The organism is Ralstonia sp. 25mfcol4.1 (genome assembly GCF_900104095.1).
GTDB lineage: Bacteria > Pseudomonadota > Gammaproteobacteria > Burkholderiales > Burkholderiaceae > Cupriavidus.
Genome location: NZ_FNJO01000008.1, coordinates 81,645 through 98,343, shown reverse-complemented (window position 1 = coordinate 98,343; position 16,699 = coordinate 81,645). Strand labels below are relative to the sequence as shown.

15 protein-coding genes are annotated in these 16,699 nt (G+C 67.1%); 6 read left to right on the top strand and 9 right to left on the bottom strand.

Annotated elements, in window-relative coordinates; all coding sequences use genetic code 11:
• Positions 1–86 precede the first annotated feature (86 nt).
• Positions 87–1,763, top strand: coding sequence for a thiamine pyrophosphate-binding protein (locus BLQ58_RS15735; protein ID WP_092599777.1), 1,677 nt, complete (start codon positions 87–89; stop codon positions 1,761–1,763).
• 100 nt (positions 1,764–1,863) lie between these two features.
• On the opposite strand, the gene BLQ58_RS15730 is transcribed toward BLQ58_RS15735, so the two are convergent.
• Positions 1,864–2,190 carry a CppA family protein gene (locus BLQ58_RS15730; RefSeq protein ID WP_092599774.1) on the bottom strand — a complete coding sequence of 109 codons (327 nt, stop codon included), beginning with the start codon at positions 2,188–2,190 and terminating at the stop codon, positions 1,864–1,866.
• A gap of 185 nt (positions 2,191–2,375) precedes the next feature.
• Between BLQ58_RS15730 and BLQ58_RS15725 the strand changes: the two genes are divergently transcribed.
• The 3 genes from BLQ58_RS15725 to BLQ58_RS15715 all read left to right on the top strand — a co-directional run bounded on the left by BLQ58_RS15725 (position 2,376) and on the right by BLQ58_RS15715 (position 5,716).
• On the top strand, positions 2,376–3,266 hold the full coding sequence (locus BLQ58_RS15725) for an RNA polymerase sigma-70 factor (protein ID WP_092599771.1): 891 nt from the start codon (positions 2,376–2,378) through the stop codon (positions 3,264–3,266).
• Positions 3,267–3,309: 43 nt separating this feature from the next.
• Complete coding sequence (locus BLQ58_RS15720) at positions 3,310–4,278, top strand: LysR substrate-binding domain-containing protein (protein ID WP_092599767.1); 969 nt, start codon at positions 3,310–3,312, stop codon at positions 4,276–4,278.
• Positions 4,279–4,351: 73 nt separating this feature from the next.
• Positions 4,352–5,716: a 2-oxoadipate dioxygenase/decarboxylase HglS gene (locus BLQ58_RS15715; protein ID WP_092599764.1), complete on the top strand. Its 1,365-nt coding sequence runs from the start codon at positions 4,352–4,354 to the stop codon at positions 5,714–5,716.
• 189 nt (positions 5,717–5,905) lie between these two features.
• On the opposite strand, the gene BLQ58_RS15710 is transcribed toward BLQ58_RS15715, so the two are convergent.
• Positions 5,906–7,012 carry a porin gene (locus BLQ58_RS15710; RefSeq protein WP_092599761.1) on the bottom strand — a complete coding sequence of 369 codons (1,107 nt, stop codon included), beginning with the start codon at positions 7,010–7,012 and terminating at the stop codon, positions 5,906–5,908.
• A 237-nt stretch (positions 7,013–7,249) separates the two neighbouring features.
• On the opposite strand from BLQ58_RS15710, the gene BLQ58_RS28825 reads away from it, so the two are divergent.
• Positions 7,250–7,453, top strand: coding sequence for a PAAR domain-containing protein (locus BLQ58_RS28825; protein ID WP_139186120.1), 204 nt, complete (start codon positions 7,250–7,252; stop codon positions 7,451–7,453).
• A 102-nt stretch (positions 7,454–7,555) separates the two neighbouring features.
• On the opposite strand, the gene BLQ58_RS15705 is transcribed toward BLQ58_RS28825, so the two are convergent.
• From BLQ58_RS15705 to BLQ58_RS15680, 6 genes are all read right to left on the bottom strand, one after another.
• Positions 7,556–9,634 (bottom strand): acetate--CoA ligase family protein, encoded by a 2,079-nt coding sequence (locus BLQ58_RS15705; protein ID WP_092599759.1) that lies wholly within the window; start codon positions 9,632–9,634, stop codon positions 7,556–7,558.
• Between the two features lie 31 nt (positions 9,635–9,665).
• Positions 9,666–10,034 carry a Zn-ribbon domain-containing OB-fold protein gene (locus BLQ58_RS15700; protein WP_092599757.1) on the bottom strand — a complete coding sequence of 123 codons (369 nt, stop codon included), beginning with the start codon at positions 10,032–10,034 and terminating at the stop codon, positions 9,666–9,668.
• A complete protein-coding gene (locus BLQ58_RS15695; RefSeq protein ID WP_254775978.1) occupies positions 10,031–11,188 on the bottom strand; it encodes a thiolase family protein in 1,158 nt (385 codons plus the stop codon). Before BLQ58_RS15695 ends, BLQ58_RS15700 begins: the two co-directional genes overlap by 4 nt.
• A gap of 8 nt (positions 11,189–11,196) precedes the next feature.
• A complete protein-coding gene (locus BLQ58_RS15690; protein WP_092599751.1) occupies positions 11,197–12,420 on the bottom strand; it encodes an ABC transporter substrate-binding protein in 1,224 nt (407 codons plus the stop codon).
• Positions 12,421–12,594: 174 nt separating this feature from the next.
• Positions 12,595–13,653 (bottom strand): cyclase family protein, encoded by a 1,059-nt coding sequence (locus tag BLQ58_RS15685; RefSeq protein ID WP_092599748.1) that lies wholly within the window; start codon positions 13,651–13,653, stop codon positions 12,595–12,597.
• Between the two features lie 3 nt (positions 13,654–13,656).
• Entirely contained in the window at positions 13,657–14,442 is a 786-nt protein-coding gene (locus BLQ58_RS15680; RefSeq protein WP_092599745.1) for an IclR family transcriptional regulator, read from the bottom strand.
• A 302-nt stretch (positions 14,443–14,744) separates the two neighbouring features.
• Here BLQ58_RS15680 and BLQ58_RS15675 point away from each other — a divergent pair, with 302 nt between their 5' ends.
• Complete coding sequence (locus BLQ58_RS15675) at positions 14,745–15,275, top strand: riboflavin biosynthesis protein RibA (protein WP_092599742.1); 531 nt, start codon at positions 14,745–14,747, stop codon at positions 15,273–15,275.
• A 48-nt stretch (positions 15,276–15,323) separates the two neighbouring features.
• Here BLQ58_RS15675 and BLQ58_RS15670 read toward each other — a convergent pair whose 3' ends face one another.
• A complete protein-coding gene (locus tag BLQ58_RS15670) occupies positions 15,324–16,583 on the bottom strand; it encodes an AI-2E family transporter (RefSeq protein ID WP_092599739.1) in 1,260 nt (419 codons plus the stop codon).
• Positions 16,584–16,699: the final 116 nt, after the last annotated feature.

Below are 16,699 nucleotides of genomic sequence, written 5' to 3'. Positions count from 1 at the left end.
GACATTGCGAGCCTCACGCCGATCTTCCCGCCGATCTTCCAGTCGATCTACGCCGCTTTACGCCGATAACGCGACCCACATCCGACATGACCTCCAATGTTCCCCATACGGCCCGCACCGGCGGCCGCGTACTCGTAGACCAACTGCGCATCCACGGCACCGAACGGATCTTCTGCGTGCCGGGCGAGAGCTTTCTTGACGTGCTGGACGCGCTGCACGACCAACCGGCCATCGACCTGGTGGTCTGCAAGCACGAAGGCGCCGCCGCCAACATGGCCGAGGCGGACGGCAAGCTGACGGGCCGTCCCGGTATCTGCTTCGTGACGCGCGGCCCCGGCGCCACGCATGGCAGCATCGGCGTGCATATCGCCCAGCAGGACTCCACGCCGATGATCCTGTTCGTCGGCCAGATCGCCCGCGAGCAAAAGGGGCGCGAGGCATTTCAGGAGGTGGACTACGCGGCCGTGTTCGGGTCGATGTGCAAGTGGGCGGCCGAGATCGACGATCCCGCGCGCATTCCGGAGATGGTGGCGCGCGCGTTCCAGGTGGCCACGTCGGGCCGCCCCGGCCCGGTGGTGCTGGCGCTGCCCGAGGATGTGCTCGATGGTCAGGTGGAAGTGGCCGACGCCGCGCCGTACCGCGCCGTGGCCGCCGCGCCGCGCCCCGAGGATGCCCAGGCGCTGGCAGCCGCGCTCACCGCGGCCCGGCGTCCGCTGGTGATCGCCGGCGGCGCTAACTGGACCGACCAGACCGTGCGCGACTTCGCCACGTTCGTCAAAGCCTGGGACCTGCCCGTGGCCTGCGCCTTCCGCCGTCAGGACGTGATCGACAACCGCGACCCGCTTTACGTGGGCCACCTGAGCCTGGGCGTCAGCCCCAAGCTGGCCGAACGCGTGAAGGCGGCCGACCTGATCTTGGCCTTCGGCACGCGGCTTGGCGATATTGCTACCGATAGCTATTCGCTGCTGGAAGTCCCGCAGCCCAGGCAGAAGCTCGTGCACATCCATGCCGACAGCTTCGAACTGGGCCGCGTCTACCAGGCCGCGCTGCCGATCCATGCCGGCGTCGAGCCGGGCGCCGCGATGCTGGCATCGCTGGCCGCGCCGGCTTCGGTGGCCTGGAAGGACTGGACCGCCGGCGCGCGCGCCGACCACGAGGCGTTTGTCACGCCGCCGAAGCCTCACGCCGAACTGACCGGCGTGGACATGGGCGCCGCCATGGCGCACCTGAACCGGGTGCTGCCCGAGGACGCCATGCTGTCCAACGGCGCCGGGAACTACACGGTCTGGCTGCACCGCTTCTATGCCTACAAGCGCCCCCGTACCGAACTGGCCCCGACGTGCGGCGCGATGGGCTACGGCCTGCCGGCTGCCATCGCCGCCAAGCTGCGCTTTCCGGACAAAACCGTGGTGTGCTTTGCCGGCGATGGCTGTTATCTGATGTATCCGCAGGAAATCGCCACGGCCGCCGCCCACGGCGTGAACCTGATCGTGATCGTGGTGAACAACCGCATGTACGGCACGATCCGGATGCACCAGGAGCGCCGCTATCCGGGCCGCCAGAGCGGCACGCGCATCGTCAATCCCGATTTTGTGGAAATGGCCAGGGCTTGCGGCGCCTGGGCCGAGCGCGTGGAGCGGACCGAAGACTTCGCCGCTGCCTTCGAACGGGCGCAGCAGGCCGGCAAGCCGGCCGTGCTGGAACTGGTGACCGATCCGCTGCAGATCACGCCGGCGATGCGCGTGACCGACCTGCCGCAATGAGCAAGGCGCGAAACAGTCAGTAGAAGTGATCTACAGGCTGTTTACCCGATTATTGGATTTCAATAATTCGGACTAAAACTCGGCGGCGTCCGAACGCGGTCTAGAAGAGGGAACCCTGGGGCCGCGCGTCATGCCCGGTCGCTTCGCGCTGTGCGTGCTGGGCAGCCGGCTTGGCCAGGATCTGGCGGATCTGCGCCAGATACCGTTCACCCACCGCACGGTGCGTCTTGCGCGCCTCATCGGCAAAGCTGCGGCGCGACGGCGGCCGGATGTTCAGCAGGCGGCAAATCGTTGAGAGATAAGGCTTTTTTCCGTCCGCGGCGGTGCGGCGCGCGGCCGACACCAAGGCTGCGTCGCCAATGCGTCCGCGCAGCCAGACCAGTACCTGGCGGTCGTATTCGTTCTGCACACGGATCAGGTGTTCCATTTCAGGGCTCCGAAGGTTCCGACGCTGTTCAATCCATCTCAAGACATCTGGTACTGTCTATTCATACAGTACACTGTAAATATATACAGTAGTTCGGAAATTTCAAGGGCGCAGTCAGACACAACGCGAGACGGCGACAGGGCGCCAATGCCACAATGGCAGCCCACCGCAAGGACCCTTGTGCCATGGCCGCGCCTGCACCCGATCCCATCCAGACCTTCGACCAGCTTCGCCCACGCCTTCAGGCCATCGCGTACCGGATGCTTGGTGCCGTGGCTGAGGCCGAGGATGTCGTGCAGGACGCCTGGCTGCGCTGGCACGGCACCGATCGCAACGCCATCGACAACCCCGAGGCCTGGCTGGTATCGGTGACCACGCGGCTGGCCATCGATCATCTGCGCGCGGCCAAGCTGCAGCGCGAGCACTACGCCGGCATCTGGCTGCCTGAGCCGCTGATGTCCGAAGGTACCGATACCCCCGAAGCCCTCTACGAGCGTGCCGACGACGTGTCGGTGGCGTTCCTGTTCCTGCTGGAACGCCTGACGCCCGAAGCGCGTGCGGCCTTTCTGCTGCGGGAAGTGTTCGATGCCGACTACGCCCAGGTGGCAGAGGTCATCGGCAAGAGCGAGGCGGCCTGCCGCCAGCTGGTGAGCCGCGCGAAGACCCAGTTGCGCGACGGCCGGCCACACCAGCCCGTACGCAAGGATGTGCACCTGAATCTGGTGCGGCGCTTCGCCCAGGCGCTGGAGGAGGGCACGTTTGACGCGATCCGGGGCCTGCTGGCCGACGAGGCCACGCTGATTGGCGACGGAGGCGGCAAGGTGCCGAGCTTTCCGAAGCCGCTGGTCGGCGGCGGCAAGATCGCGCAGGTGTTCTTCGCGGCGCAGCGGCGCGGCCAGACCGTGCATGTGCAGATGGTGGTGCTCAACGGCCAGTGGGCGCTGCTGCGCTTTGTCGATGGCCAGCTCGAATCGGCCCAAAGCATCGAGACCGATGGCGAGCGTATTGTCGGCATCCACGCGCAACGCAACCCCGACAAGCTGAAGCGCATCCTGGCCGCCATCGCGCGCCCCTGATTTCCGAATCCGCCTTGTTTTCCCGTTCACCAGCCCCTGAACCATGCGCCTGCCCAGCCTGATCGCACTCCAGATGCTTGAGTGCGCTGCCCGCCTTGGCAGCTTCACGCGCGCCGCCGCGGAACTGAACGTCACCGAAAGCGCGATTTCCCGGCAGATCCAGGCCATGGAGGAACGGCTCGGCGTGCGCTTCTTCGAACGGGTGCGCCAGCGCGTGGTGCTGACGCCCGACGGCGACCGCTATGTGCGCGAAATCCGCGCCGAACTGAAGGCCATCGAGCGCGCCACCAAGGACCTGGCGTCGCGCGCTGGCGGCATGGAGGTGCTGGAACTCGCCGTGGTGCCCACGTTCGCCACCCAATGGCTGATTCCGCGCCTGGCCGGCTTCCGGGCCGAGCATCCACGCATCGTCGTCAATATCCATGCGCGGCCCGAGCCGTTCCACTTTGCCGATTCGCTGTTCGATGCGGCCATCTATTTCGGCAACGACGCCTGGGACGGGCATCCGTCGGCCCGGCTGCTCGAAGAGGGTCCGTCGATCCCGGTGTGCAGCCCGCAACTGCTGCAGGGCGCGCCACTGCACAAGCGCGAAGACCTGCTGAATCTTCCGCTGTTGCATCTGGCCAGCCGCCCCGATGCCTGGCCCGACTGGTTCGGCGGCGACGACGAGGCGATTCGGCGCCGCGCCCGCCTGGGGCCCCGCTACGATCTGTTCACGATGGTCACCGGCGCCGCGATCTGCGGGCTTGGCATCGCCGTTTTGCCAGAAATGATGGTACGCGCAGAGATCGAAAGCGGCCGGCTGACGGCGCTGCCGTTCGCCGGGGCGCCGGAGTCCGGTCGGCACGGCGCCTATTTCCTGACCTATCGCCAGGCCAAACCCGGCGACGGCACGGATCGCGACAAGGCTGCGCTGTTTTCCGGCTGGCTGCTGCGCCAATGCGAGGGCATCAAAACTCAGGCGCTGGCGGGGCATCAAGTTAATGCGAAAATCGCATCAAGTCGCCCATAAATATCGCTTGCGGCCGTCCAGCCGCCCGACCACACTGGGCGGCTCTTTTTCGTCACACTGTCGTCCCCAGAACATGTCTGCCGCTTTCACGTCCCCCAGCCAGATCCGCGCCCGGTTCTCGCGCGCCATGTCCGATATGTACCGTGCCGAGGTGCCGCAGTACGGCACGCTGATGGCGCTGGTATCCGATGTCAACGCCGAAGTGCTGGCCAGCGTCGGTGCCGCTGCCGCCGGTGCGGCGGGCCAGGAATCGCGCATCGAGGTGGAGCGCCACGGCGCCATCCGCGTGGGTACGCCTGCCGAACTCGCCACGATCCGCCGCCTGTTCGCCGTGATGGGCATGTTCCCGGTGGGCTATTACGATCTGTCCGTGGCCGGCGTGCCGGTGCACTCTACGGCGTTCCGGCCGAAGGACACCGCCGGCCTGGCCGAGAACCCGTTCCGCGTGTTCACGTCGCTGCTGCGCCTGGACCTGATCCAGGACGCCGCGCTGCGCGACGCCGCCGCAGCGGTGCTGGCCACGCGGTCGATCTTCACGCCGGGCTGCCTGGCGCTGATCGAGCGCGCCGAGCAGCAGGGCGGCCTGGCTGACGAGGACGCTGCCCGCTTTGTGGCCGAGGCGCTGGAGACATTCCGCTGGCACGGCAAGTCCACCGTCGAAGCCGACCTGTACTGGAAGCTGCGCAAGACGCATCCGCTGATCGCCGACATCGTGTGCTTCCCCGGCCCGCACATCAATCACCTGACGCCGCGCACGCTGGACATCGATATGGTTCAGGCGCAGATGCCGGCACGCGGCATCAGCCCCAAGGCCGTGGTGGAAGGCCCGCCCACGCGCCGCTGCCCGATCCTGCTGCGCCAGACCAGTTTCCTGGCGCTGAGCGAGCCGGTCACCTTCCGCGATGGCGGCGAGGCCGGCACCCATACGGCCCGCTTTGGCGAGATCGAGCAACGCGGCGTGGCGCTGACGCCCAAGGGCCGCAAGCTCTACGACGAACTGCTGAACGAGGTGCGCAAGGTCATCACGCCGGCTGGGGACGGTTCGAACGCCGATGCCTATCGCAAGACGCTTGGCGATATTTTCGAGGCGTTCCCGGACGACCATAAGGCGCTGCGCCAGCAGGGCCTGGCGTACTACCGCTACGCGGCGGGCAATGCGGCGGCCGACGGCGGCGATGTGGAAGCGCTGATTGCCGCCGGCGCGCTGGTGGCCGAGCCGATCACCTACGAAGACTTCCTGCCGGTCAGCGCCGCCGGCATCTTCCAGTCGAACCTGGGCGACGAGAACCGCGACGACCTGCAGGCATCGCCCAACCGCGCGGCCTTCGAGCAGGCGCTGGGTGCGACGGTCAGCGATGAACTGGCGCTGTACGCCGCGGAGCAACAGGCGTCGCTGGACGCGGCGCTGAAGTCGCTGGGGTTGGCCGCAAGCGTTTAAGGCACGCCTGGCTGGCTCCTTCCTTCGGCGCAAACCACACGGCCCGCCGCCACATAAGAAAGGGGCCCGCCAGGCAATCACCTGTGCGGGCCCATGGAAGGACGAAGGGAAAGTCTTCGCCGTGGAGTCTGGACGCTGTCTGGACGCTTTACGCAATCCGATGACGCTCAACCGTCGATCAGACGTGGATCAGAAGCGGTGGCGCACGCCAATGATGGCGCCGAACTGGCTTTGGCCGGCACGCACCTGCTCGCTGGTAGCGGTCAGCGTGGTGGCGCTGCCGTTCAGCGACGGCCCAAAGCCGGACAGGCTCATCGACGAACCGTTACGGTTCTGCGCGTAGGTGGTAATCGCGTAGAGGTCGGTGCGCTTGGACAGCGCATAGGTACCCGACAGCACGAAGCTGTACGGATCGCCGTTGCTGTTGCGCACGTCGGTGTAGTAGGCGGCGCCCGTGACGGCGATGGCCGGGGTCACCTGATACGTGGCGCCCACCCAGTACAGGTTGGTGCGCAGCGAGCTGCTGGCGAAGTCACCGTAGTACCAGCGATAGCCGGCAAACGCGCGGCCACGGCCAAAGTTGTAGCTGGCGCCGAGGGTGGCGCGGCGCTCGCGGTTGTCGTCCGTGGCGACGGTGCTGCCGCGCACTTCGTCATAGACCACGCGGGCCGACACCGGGCCGGCATCGTAGCCGCCCGCCACCGACCAGTTGCGGCCGGCCTTGTAATCGCCCGGCACTTCGCCGCCGGCGCTGCTGTCGTAGCCGGTGCTGTAGAACAGGCCGTAGTAGAGCGCGCCGGTCTGGCCCGTGAACTTCAGCGAGTTGTCGGCACGGCCCGACATCCACTTGTCGTGCATCAGCACCGAGTAGCGCGTGGCGATGGCCATCGGGTCATAAGCCAGCGAGAAGTCGTAGAGCACCGTCTGGTGACGACCCAGCGACAGCGTGCCGTACTGGTTCTGCAGACCCACAAACGCCTGACGGCCGAACAGGCGGCCACCCTGGTTCAGGCTGCCAGTGTCGAGGTCAAAGCCGCTTTCCAGCGTAAAGACCGCCTTCAGGCCACCACCGAGGTCTTCGGCGCCACGCAGACCCCAACGCGACGTCGACAGGTTTCCGGCCGACATCCGCACCAGATTGTTGCTGCCACCAGTGGCGGTGTTCGGGGCGTGGGTCAGGAACTCCACGCCGGCATCCACCACGCCATACAGCGTGATGCTCGATTGGGCCTGCGCCGCGGCGGGCAGGGCAGGCAGGACGGCCATGGCGGCCAGGCAGGCGAGACGGGTCTTCATGCTTCGTTATCCTTGTAGTGAGACGCGCGCACGCGCGCCTCCGTAAGGGCTCAGGCGCGATGCGGCGCCTGAAATGTAACGATTGGCGACAAAGCAAAGAAGATCGAATCGACTGACAGTTTGTCTTGAGATGTGAACAATCAGGGCGGCGGTCCATGCTGTGCCCGGTTTCAGCATTCGGCGATTGCGTGTCCAGCGGGCCCATCAAGAATGGGCGCCATTCTTGATGGAGACGACATGGCTGATATCAGGTATGCACTGCGGGACGGCGACGCCACGACAACGGGCGGCGTCCTGATAGCAGGCAAGGGCTTCTTCTTCACGCATCACGGCAAGACCGTCGCCTTGGAAGGCGAACCTTATCCATTGCCGGTATCGTCGCCAAGGACCCGCGGTTTTTCGACCTTCCCGTCTCGCCAAAAGAAATGCTCAAAATGCTGAGCCGATCCTCACGCCTCGTGGAGAAACGACACGATAGAAAAGGATGGTCCGGTGGCCGTCCAGCAATTGGTAAGGGAGTTTGGATAGCGCCGCCTTTTGCGGCTACGCCACCTCCATCAACCCATCCACCACCAGCGCCCCCTCTGCCCCCAGCATGACCGGATTCAGATCCACCGAGCGGATCTGGCCGCGTGCCTGATGCACGAGGTTGCCGACCCTGGCGGCCACGTCGCACAGGGCGGCGACATCGACCGGGGACTCGCCGCGTACGCCGTCGAGCAGCGGGGCCATGCGCAGGCCGCGTACCGCGCGTTCGATGGCGGCCGGGCTGGCGGGGGCCAGCAGTACCGCCGTGTCGCGCACCACTTCCACGTACTTGCCGCCGTCGCCCACCAGCAGCACCGCGCCGAAGACCGGGTCCCAGTGGGCGCCGACCATGCATTCGCGCTGGCCGCGCGACATGCGCGCGACGATGACGCCTTCGCATGGGGCATGCATGGCGTCGAGTGTCCGCGTTTGCTTGGTGAATGCGTCGACAATTGCATCGTGGCTGTTGCAGTTCAGCGCCACCAGGCCGTGTTCGCTCTTGTGCGGCACGGCCGGGGAACTGGCCTTGATCGCTACCGGGGCGCCAATGCGTTGCCAAGCCGCCAGCGCTTCGTCGGCGCTCTGGCACAGGTAGTGTTCCACCACAGGCACGCCGGCTTCGGCCAGCCGGGCCAGACTGGCGGCCTCGCTGAGCGTGCGGGAAGGCGTGGCAACGGCGGACGGAACGATCGGCGGCATGGCGGGCTCGCCGGCCACGTCGCGTAGCAGTTGCTGGTGCGCGGTCAGCTGATGGAAGGCGGCCAGCGCGTCGGCCGCGTGGACGAACGTTGGCACGTTGGCCGCGCGGAATTCGCTGACCACCGCGTCCTGCCAGGCGGCCACGGCAATCGCCTTGCCAGCCTGGTCGGCAAACTGGGCGGCATCGCGGGCAAAGCGTGGCACGTCGTAGCCCATGCCGGCCACCGGAATATCGAGCAGGACCAGATCCGCCGAGGGGTCGGCGCCGACCACGGGCAGTACGTCGCCGAACAGGCCGCTGTTCGTCAGCAGCGCGGCGGTCACGTCCACCGGATTGGCCGTGGCCGCGAAGCCGGGTAGCCGTTCGGCCAGCGCGGATTGTGTGGCGGCCGACAGTGGCGCCATCGGGATGCCGAGGGCATCGGCGGTATCGGTGGCCATCACGCAGCTGGCGCCCGAGTTGCTGACGACGACCAGCCGGCGGCCGGCCGGTTGCCAGCCGCGCAGGTAGAGCGGGGCGCAGCGCGCCAGCGCGTGGGCGTCTTCGACGCGCCAGATGCCGTGGCGGGCCAGAAAGGCATCGACCGCGCGATCTTCGTTGGCCATGGCGCCCGTGTGCGATGCGGCGGCGCGGGCGCCGGCCTGCGAACGGCCCGATTTGACGGCCACCACGGGGACGCCGCGCGCGCGGGCCACGGCAGCGGCTTCGGCCAGCACATCCGGGTCGGTCAGCGTTTCCAGATACAGCAGCAGCAGGCGCACATCGGGGTCCTGCGCCACGGCCAGCGCCAGTTCGCTGACGGTGACGTCGGCCTGGTTGCCGGTGGCATGCACATGCCGCACACCGATCCCCTGGTTGCGCAGCAGGCCATAGACCAGCGCCGCCGTGCCGCCGCTCTGGCTGACCACCGCCACCGGCCCATCCTGCGGCGGGATCTCGATAAACATCGTCGAAAAACTGGCGATAGTGCCATTGCCAAAGTTGGCCAGCCCCTGGCTGTTTGGGCCGACGATGCGCAGGCCGCCTTCCCGCGCGATGCGCACCATCTCGTCCTGCTGGCGCTTGCCAGCCTCGCCCGCCTCGCCGAATCCGGACGCGATCACGATGGCCGCGCCCACGCCCAGCCGCGCGCAGTCGGCCACGGCTTGCACCGCTGCGTCACCGGCAACCACGATCACCGCCAGTTCGGGCGCCTCGGGCAGCGCATCGAGCGATGGGTACGCGCGCAGCCCCTGCAGCGTTTCGCGCTGCGGGTTGACCGGATAGATGGTCCCGGCGTAGCCCATGGTCTGCATGTAATGGATCGGCCGGCCGCCAATCTTGTGGATGTTGTCGGAAGCGCCAACGATGGCGACGGAACGGGGCGAGAGCAGGGCGGAGAGGGTGGAGGACATTGTTTTTGCGGTCTGTTGGCGTCTGTTCAGATCAAATCCGGGAAAAGCGCAGCAGCGGCTGCCCGTCGAGGTGGAACACCCCCGCGCGCACCCGGTCGCCGATGGCGATGCCGGGGTCGGCGTGGCCCATCACGCGCGGACCTTCATCGAGGGTAGCCAGCACCAGCGTGTAAGGCACCAGCGCCTGGAAGGCTTCGGTGGGGGCGCGGAACACCTCGGTCACCGCGTAGATGGTGGCCTGGCCGTGGGCATCGCGCCAGGCCAGTTGCCGGCTGCCACAGGTGCGGCAGGCATGGCGCTGCAGTGGCTGCCAGGCGCCGCAGGTCTCGCAGGCCTGATAACGCACCACGCCGGCGGCCAGGCCTTCGGTGTAGGGCGGGACGGGTTGCGGTTCGCTCATGCGGTCTCCAGGATCAGGCTGACATGCGACGACAGCACCCCGCCATCGGCATGAAACAACGCGCGCTTGCGCTGACGGGCCAACTGCCGGGCGCCTGCCCGGCCGGCCAGCTGACGCGCCGCCTCGGCAAGGTGCATCAGTCCGCCCGCCACGCCCGAATGGCCAAAAGCGAGCAGCCCGCCATGCGTGTTGAGCGGCAGCGCGCCATCGACATCGAAATCGCCGGCACGCAGCCGGGCGACGCCCTGGCCGCGCGGCGCGATGCCGATTTCCTCCAGCAGCATGACTAGCGTGATCGTGAACGAGTCGTAGATCGCCAGATAGTCGATATCGGCCAGCCCGCAGCCGGCTTCCGCAAATGCGCGCCCGGCGGCATCGGACGCACCGCTGCGCATCACGTCGTCCAGCGCGCCCAGGTGCTGGTGCCGATGCGCCTGGCCGGCTCCCACGATGCGAACTGGCGTGCCGGTGCCGGGGTCGGCCGATACCACCAGCGCCACGGCGCCGTCCGAGATCGGGCAGCAGTCCGACAGCCGCAGCGGCGACGCGATCGGCCGAGCCTGGCGGGCGGCCTCCAGCGTCAGCGGATCGCGCAGGTGTGCGTCGGGGTGCCCGGCGGCATGGCGCCGCATCAGCACCGCGAAATCCGACAGCGCATCGGCATCCAGGCCCACCTCGTGCAGGTAGCGCGAAGCCAGCAGCGCGTAGTAGGCCGGCACCGACGCGCCGTTCGGCACTTCGATTTCCGGCTCGCCCACCTGGGCCAGCGTCTGTACCGACTGATCGCGGCTCTGGCCGCTGAGGCGATTCTCGCCGGCCACCACCAGCACGTTGCGGCAACGGCCAGCGCGCACCAGATCATGTGCCAGCATCGCCATCAGCCCGCCCGTGGCGCCGCCGCCGGCCATGCCATGGGCATAGGCAGGCTGCAGCGATGCGAATTCGCAGAAGCGGTCGGCCAGCATCAGGTGCGGCAGCGTGGTGGCGTAGCCGCACAGCACGCCGTCCACCTCGCCACGCGCGAGCCCGGCGGCATCCAGCGCGGCGTCTGCAGCCTGCGCCATCAGCGTCAGCGGCGTGCTGCCGGGCAGGCGTCCGAAGCGGGTGTTGCCCACCCCGCGCACGTAGCTCGATGTCGTCGATGCGGCGGTCACGGCAGGGGTCATTTCTTGAGCAGCGGGCACTGCGACCTGGCCACCGGCATGAAGGCCTGGTCGCCGGGCACCGTGGCCAGCAGCTTGTAGTAGTCCCACGGGTACTTCGATTCCTCGGGCTTCTTGACCTCGAACAGGTACATGTCGTGGATCATGCGGCCGTCCTCACGGATGCGGCCGTTCCTGGCGAAAAAGTCGTTGATCGGCAGCGCCTTCATCTGCTTCATCACGGCGGCAGTCTCGTCGGTGCCGGCCGCCTGCACGGCCTTCAGATAGTGCGTGACCGACGAATAGACGCCTGCCTGGCTCATGTTCGGCATCTTCCTGACCTTGTCGAAGTACTTGCGCGACCAGGCGCGCGTGGCGTCGTTCATGTCCCAGTAGAACGCCTCGGTCAGCACCAGCCCCTGGGCCGTCTTCAGGCCGATGGCGTGGATATCGTTGATATAGAGCAGCAGGCCGGCCATTTTCTGGGTGCCGTTCTTCGTCAGCCCGAATTCCGACGCGGCCTTGATGGCATTGACAGTGTCGCCGCCCGCGTTGGCCAGGCCCACCACCTGCGCCTTGCTGGCCTGGGCCTGCAGCAGGTACGAGGCAAAGTCGCTGGTGTTGATCGGATGCCGGGCCGCGCCCAGTACCTGGCCGCCGGCCTCTTGCACCACCGTCGTGGCCGATTGCTGCAGCGTATGGCCGAATGCGTAGTCGGCCGTCAGGAAGAACCACGTCTTGCCGCCGCGCTGCACCATCGCGCGGGCCGTGGTGTTGGCCAGCGCGTAAGTGTCATAGGCGTAGTGGACCGATACCGGCGTGCAGAGATCGTTGGTGATGCGCTCGGTACCGGGGCCCGAGAACACCACGATCCTGTTCTTCTGCCTGGCCACGTCCAGCACGGCCAGCGCCGGGGCCGAGGCGGCCACGTCCAGGATGGCATCGACCTTGTCCTGGTCGAACCATTCGCGCGCCTTGTTGGCGGCGATGTCGGCCTTGTTCTGGTGATCTACCACCACCAGTTCCACTTTCTTGCCCAGCACCTTGCCGCCATAGTCGTCGATGGCCATCTGGGCCGCCGTGGCGCTGCCCCGGCCCGTGACGTCGGCATAGAGTCCGCTCATGTCGAGCAGCAGGCCGATCTTTACGACATCGTCGGAAATGCCTGACTTGGGCTGGGCGTGGGCCGCCAGGGATGCGGCGCTCAGCGCGGCAGCGGCGATCAGTTTCCAGGTGGTCTTCATGGTCTCCTCCATCTTGTTATGTCATCTGTTTTCTTCCCTCTCCCGCGTGCGGGAAAGGGCGAGGGAGAGGGCGGGCGCCTCAATTCGTGACAGGTCGCGGCCTGAAACCCAACGCCCTCTCCCCCAACCCCTCTCTCACAATGTGGGAGAGGGGAGCCTAATATCCGCCCCGTGCTATACGGTTGCAATCGGCGTGGTCGGCGACCCCACCGCGCCGGGCAGCCGAAGCGGCGGCGCGGTCAGCATGAAGCGCGTGCGCTTGTTGGCCCGCAGCCAGTCGGCCAGTTCGCGCAGGTACCAGAGTTCGCCCAGCGGCAGCCCCAGCTTGAACAGGCAGTGGTGGTGCAGGGGCAGCAGCGGATGGGTCTTGGTGTCGTCGGGTGGGGGCAATGCCGGGAAGCGCTCGACGGCGTAGTTGTCGGCGATCAGGGCAGCGATGCCGGCGTCGGTAATCCAGTTCAGCAGCCGGTTGTCGCGGCCGTTCAGGGCCGAGCAGCTGTGGTGCAGCACATCCTCGTCGGGATTGCGCTGCATCGAAAGCACCACCTCGGCAAAGCCGGTGCGCAACAGCAGCATGTCGCCGCGCTCCACTTCCACGCGGTGGGCTTCCATGGCGCGCATCAGGTCGTCATAGCCGACATTGCGGAAATCGGTGCCGAAGACATCGGCCAGGTCTACCAGCACGCCCCGGCCCTGCATGCCCTTGACAGCGAAGTTCTCGATACCCAGCGCGTCGGCATGGCTGTCGTGGCCGTGGCCGCAGTCGTGCGCCGCGAAGTGGTCATCCTCGGCATAGTCCACCGGACCCACGATATCGGCGTTGGCGCGGTAGCCGTTGTAGTAGACGCGCTCGGGCCGGCCGTCGCCGTCGGCATCGAACAGCGCGCCCACGTGCGCCAGCGAATCCCATTGCGTCGAATACTGCAGGCAAAGCAGCACCTGGTCGTCGCTGATCACGTCGGTGGCGGCCGGGTTGACCTTGGCCAGCGGAAAGTTCAGGTACGGGATGTCGTCGCGGAAGGTGGGCCGCAGTTGCGGCGGATGCCGGCGGGGGTTCAGCTTGTTGCCGCCGGGATAGTCCAGCGGCATCGACAGGCAGAAGCTGATGCCGGCCTGGATCTCGCGGGCGCCCTTGACCACCTGCTCCGGGCCGATCAGGTTGACGCGACCCAGCTGATCGTCGGGCCCGAAATCGCCCCAGTTTGAGCCTTCTGGACGTTGCTTCCAGCGCATGCTTCATGCCTCCTTCGGTTGGTTCTGTGGTTGGCGGGTGGGGTGGCGCCAGTTGGCGGCGATGGCGTCTGCCTCCCGGCGCAGCGCGCGGGCCAGCGCGGCCTCGCGTTCGGTAATGCGTTCGTTGAGGGCGGCAATGCTGATGGCGCCCAGCGGATAGCCGTCGGGGCCGGGCAGGGCGACGCCGATGCCACCCATGCGTTCCACCACCACATCGAGCAGCACGGCATAGCCGCGCGCGCGCGTGGTTTCCACGTGGCGGCGCAACATGTCGGCATCGATCCGGGGATAGCGTTTCAGCGACGGCGCGATGCATTCGAGTACCGCGTCGATCTCGTCGTCGGGCAGGGCAGCGAGCAGCGCCAGGCTGCCAGCCCCCACGCCGAGCGGGCGGCGGCTGCCGATATCGAGATAGTTGGCGCGGATCGGAAATGTGCCCAGGCGCAGTTCCAGGCACACGGATTCCCAGCCGCCAGGCACCGACAGAATCGCCGAATCTTCAAATGTATTGGCCAGGCGGATCAGGGCGGGGCGCACCAGCGGGCGCAGGTCGAGCCGGCGCTGCGAGGCCGCCTGCAGGGTCAGCCATTCGCGCCCCGGCGAAAACGCCTTGGTGGCCGGGTCGCGCTCGACCATGCCTTCGGCCATCAGCGTGTCGAGCAGCCGCAGGGCCGACGCCTTGTCGACCTGCGCGGCGGCGGCCAGGTCGGTCAGGCGTGCATTGCGGGTATCCGACAGCGCGCGCAGCAGCCGGCAGGCCTTCTGCAGCGATGTGCTCTGGACGGTCACGTATGCGTCTCCTCCGGGTCGGGTTTTGTGTGATGAAACCTCGGTGCGCGCGACAGCCGTTGATTTATAGGCGACAGGCGGGGGCTCGTCATTCTGCGATGCATCAAAGTTTTGCTGGCCGAAACTCGGAGGTCGGCCGGTTTCGGCGTCGTCCTACAGACCTGTGCGGCCGCAAGCCGACGCGGCGAAAGCGGCTCGAACGCTACGATTGAACGAAGAACGAAGAAGAAATACGAGAAATCTGGAAGGGAGGGCCCTCCATGCACCGTCCGGCAGATGCGTCCGGCACAAAGGAGCCCGACATGACAGGCAATCTGATTTCAGGCGAGGCGGCCAATACCCGTATTGCCGCGCTCTACGACACCGAGGCCGACGCCACGCAGGCGGTCGACCTGGTCTGCAACACCGCCGGTCTGAGCGCGGGGCAGGTCAAGCTGGTCCACCCACACGAAGCGCATTTTGGCCGCAAGCTCGAGCCCGACGAAAATGGGATTGCGCGCACGGCCGTCCGGTCGCACCTGACGCTGGGCGCGTGCGGGCTGATTCTGGGGCTGCTGGTGGTGGCCGTGCTGTATCTGCAGCACGTCGCGTGGGTCACCCAGAATCCGTGGCCGACGGCGCTGGCGGGTGCGTTTATCGGCGCCATGCTGGGCATGATGGGCGGCGGCCTGATCACGGCACGGCCCGATCACCAGGCGGTGATCACCCCGGTGCGCGAGGCGGTCAAGCACGGTCGCTGGGCGGTGCTAGTGAACCCCGAGTCGCCGCAGCAATGCGACGATGCCATGCGCACACTGCGCGGCACCCATGCCGAAGTGATGCGGTCGGCATGACGGTAGCGGCCAGGCTGGCCGCCCCCGGTACGCTTACGCCCGGGTCGCTTATTCGCCAAGAAATTCGGCCATGACCTCGAGCCCCTCGACGTGATCGGCCACCACCTTGGCGATGACCGCCAGCGGTATCGCCAGCAGCACGCCCCACGTGCCCCAGAGCCACGTGAACAGCAGTAGCGACACAAAGACGGCGACGGGATTCATACGCGCCAGGCGGCCTGTCATCCACGTGGTCATGCCATTGCCGATCAACGTGGCGATCACCATCGAACCGCCCGCCGCGGCGCCGGCCACGGCAAGTGTGCCGGATTGCATGAAGCCGGCCACGCCCAGGCACACGGCCACCACCAGCGAACCAAAGTAGGGCACGAGGTGCAGCACGGCGGCCACCAGGGCCCAGGTGCCGGCATTGTCGATCGACAGATACTTCAGCAGCAGATAAATGCAGAAGCCCAGCGAGGCGTTGGTGACCAGCAGCATGATCATGTACCGCTGCACCTGCCGGTTGATCTCGTCCAGCATATGCACGTTGATCTTCTTCTGGCTCAACGTCTTGCCGGCCATCTTGATGAACTTGCGCTTGAACATGTCGCCCGCCAGCAGCAGGAACCACGTCAGGAACAGCACCACCACCGACTGCGCCATCAGCGCGAAGGCGCTGACCCAGCCGGCCCACACCATGTTGCTGAAATTGTCGGCAGTGCGCTCGACCACTACCGGGGCGCCCCGGGGGGCGGGAAGCTGCCCGGTGCCGCTAAGGATGGTGGCGGCGCGCCGCACCTTCTGCACCACGGAGTCGTCGCCGCTCATCAGTGCCCCCACGGAACGCGACAGCTTGCTGGCAATCTCCGGCAGGCGGTCGACGATCGACGACACCTGCCCCTGCAGCAGGTAGGCGCCGCTCAACGCCAGCGCCAGCAGGCTCAGCAACACCAGCGTGGCGCCAATGGCGCGATGAATGTGACGGCGCTGGAGCAATTCCACGATGGGATCGAGCAGATAGGCAAGGATGATGGCCAGCACCACCGGCACGATGAACGCGGTGGCCACATGCAATGCATACAGCGAGGCCAGCGTAGCCAGCACGACCAGCGCCGAACTGGCGCGCCCAAGGGATTGCGTCCAGGCCGGCGGCGTGTAATCGGGACTGGTGATCGGCGCGGCGGCGGCAACCGGTATCGGGCCCGTCAGGCCCGCGTCCGGAACGGCGCTGTCCGTATCGCCGGGGTGATCGGCGTCAGGTGTCAGCGCGCTGGCCTCTGGCGGCCGCGCGGACCGCAGGGCGGGAGAAGGCGGAACGGTCGACATGGCAGCACGGTGAGGAAGGTCGTTATTGTCCGAGCATAGCGTCGCGCGGCATGGCGGGGTGTCGGCGCGCGGCGGGTCGCGGTGTAGGACGGATACACGTAACGGTTGCAGCACCG

Coding starts and splice junctions, on each gene's coding strand:
- BLQ58_RS15735 (WP_092599777.1), top strand. CDS start 87: ATGACCTCCAATGTTCCCCATACGGCCCGCACCGGCGGCCGCGTACTC.
- BLQ58_RS15730 (WP_092599774.1), bottom strand. CDS start 2,190: ATGGAACACCTGATCCGTGTGCAGAACGAATACGACCGCCAGGTACTG.
- BLQ58_RS15725 (WP_092599771.1), top strand. CDS start 2,376: ATGGCCGCGCCTGCACCCGATCCCATCCAGACCTTCGACCAGCTTCGC.
- BLQ58_RS15720 (WP_092599767.1), top strand. CDS start 3,310: ATGCGCCTGCCCAGCCTGATCGCACTCCAGATGCTTGAGTGCGCTGCC.
- BLQ58_RS15715 (WP_092599764.1), top strand. CDS start 4,352: ATGTCTGCCGCTTTCACGTCCCCCAGCCAGATCCGCGCCCGGTTCTCG.
- BLQ58_RS15710 (WP_092599761.1), bottom strand. CDS start 7,012: ATGAAGACCCGTCTCGCCTGCCTGGCCGCCATGGCCGTCCTGCCTGCC.
- BLQ58_RS28825 (WP_139186120.1), top strand. CDS start 7,250: ATGGCTGATATCAGGTATGCACTGCGGGACGGCGACGCCACGACAACG.
- BLQ58_RS15705 (WP_092599759.1), bottom strand. CDS start 9,634: ATGTCCTCCACCCTCTCCGCCCTGCTCTCGCCCCGTTCCGTCGCCATC.
- BLQ58_RS15700 (WP_092599757.1), bottom strand. CDS start 10,034: ATGAGCGAACCGCAACCCGTCCCGCCCTACACCGAAGGCCTGGCCGCC.
- BLQ58_RS15690 (WP_092599751.1), bottom strand. CDS start 12,420: ATGAAGACCACCTGGAAACTGATCGCCGCTGCCGCGCTGAGCGCCGCA.
- BLQ58_RS15685 (WP_092599748.1), bottom strand. CDS start 13,653: ATGCGCTGGAAGCAACGTCCAGAAGGCTCAAACTGGGGCGATTTCGGG.
- BLQ58_RS15675 (WP_092599742.1), top strand. CDS start 14,745: ATGACAGGCAATCTGATTTCAGGCGAGGCGGCCAATACCCGTATTGCC.
- BLQ58_RS15670 (WP_092599739.1), bottom strand. CDS start 16,583: ATGTCGACCGTTCCGCCTTCTCCCGCCCTGCGGTCCGCGCGGCCGCCA.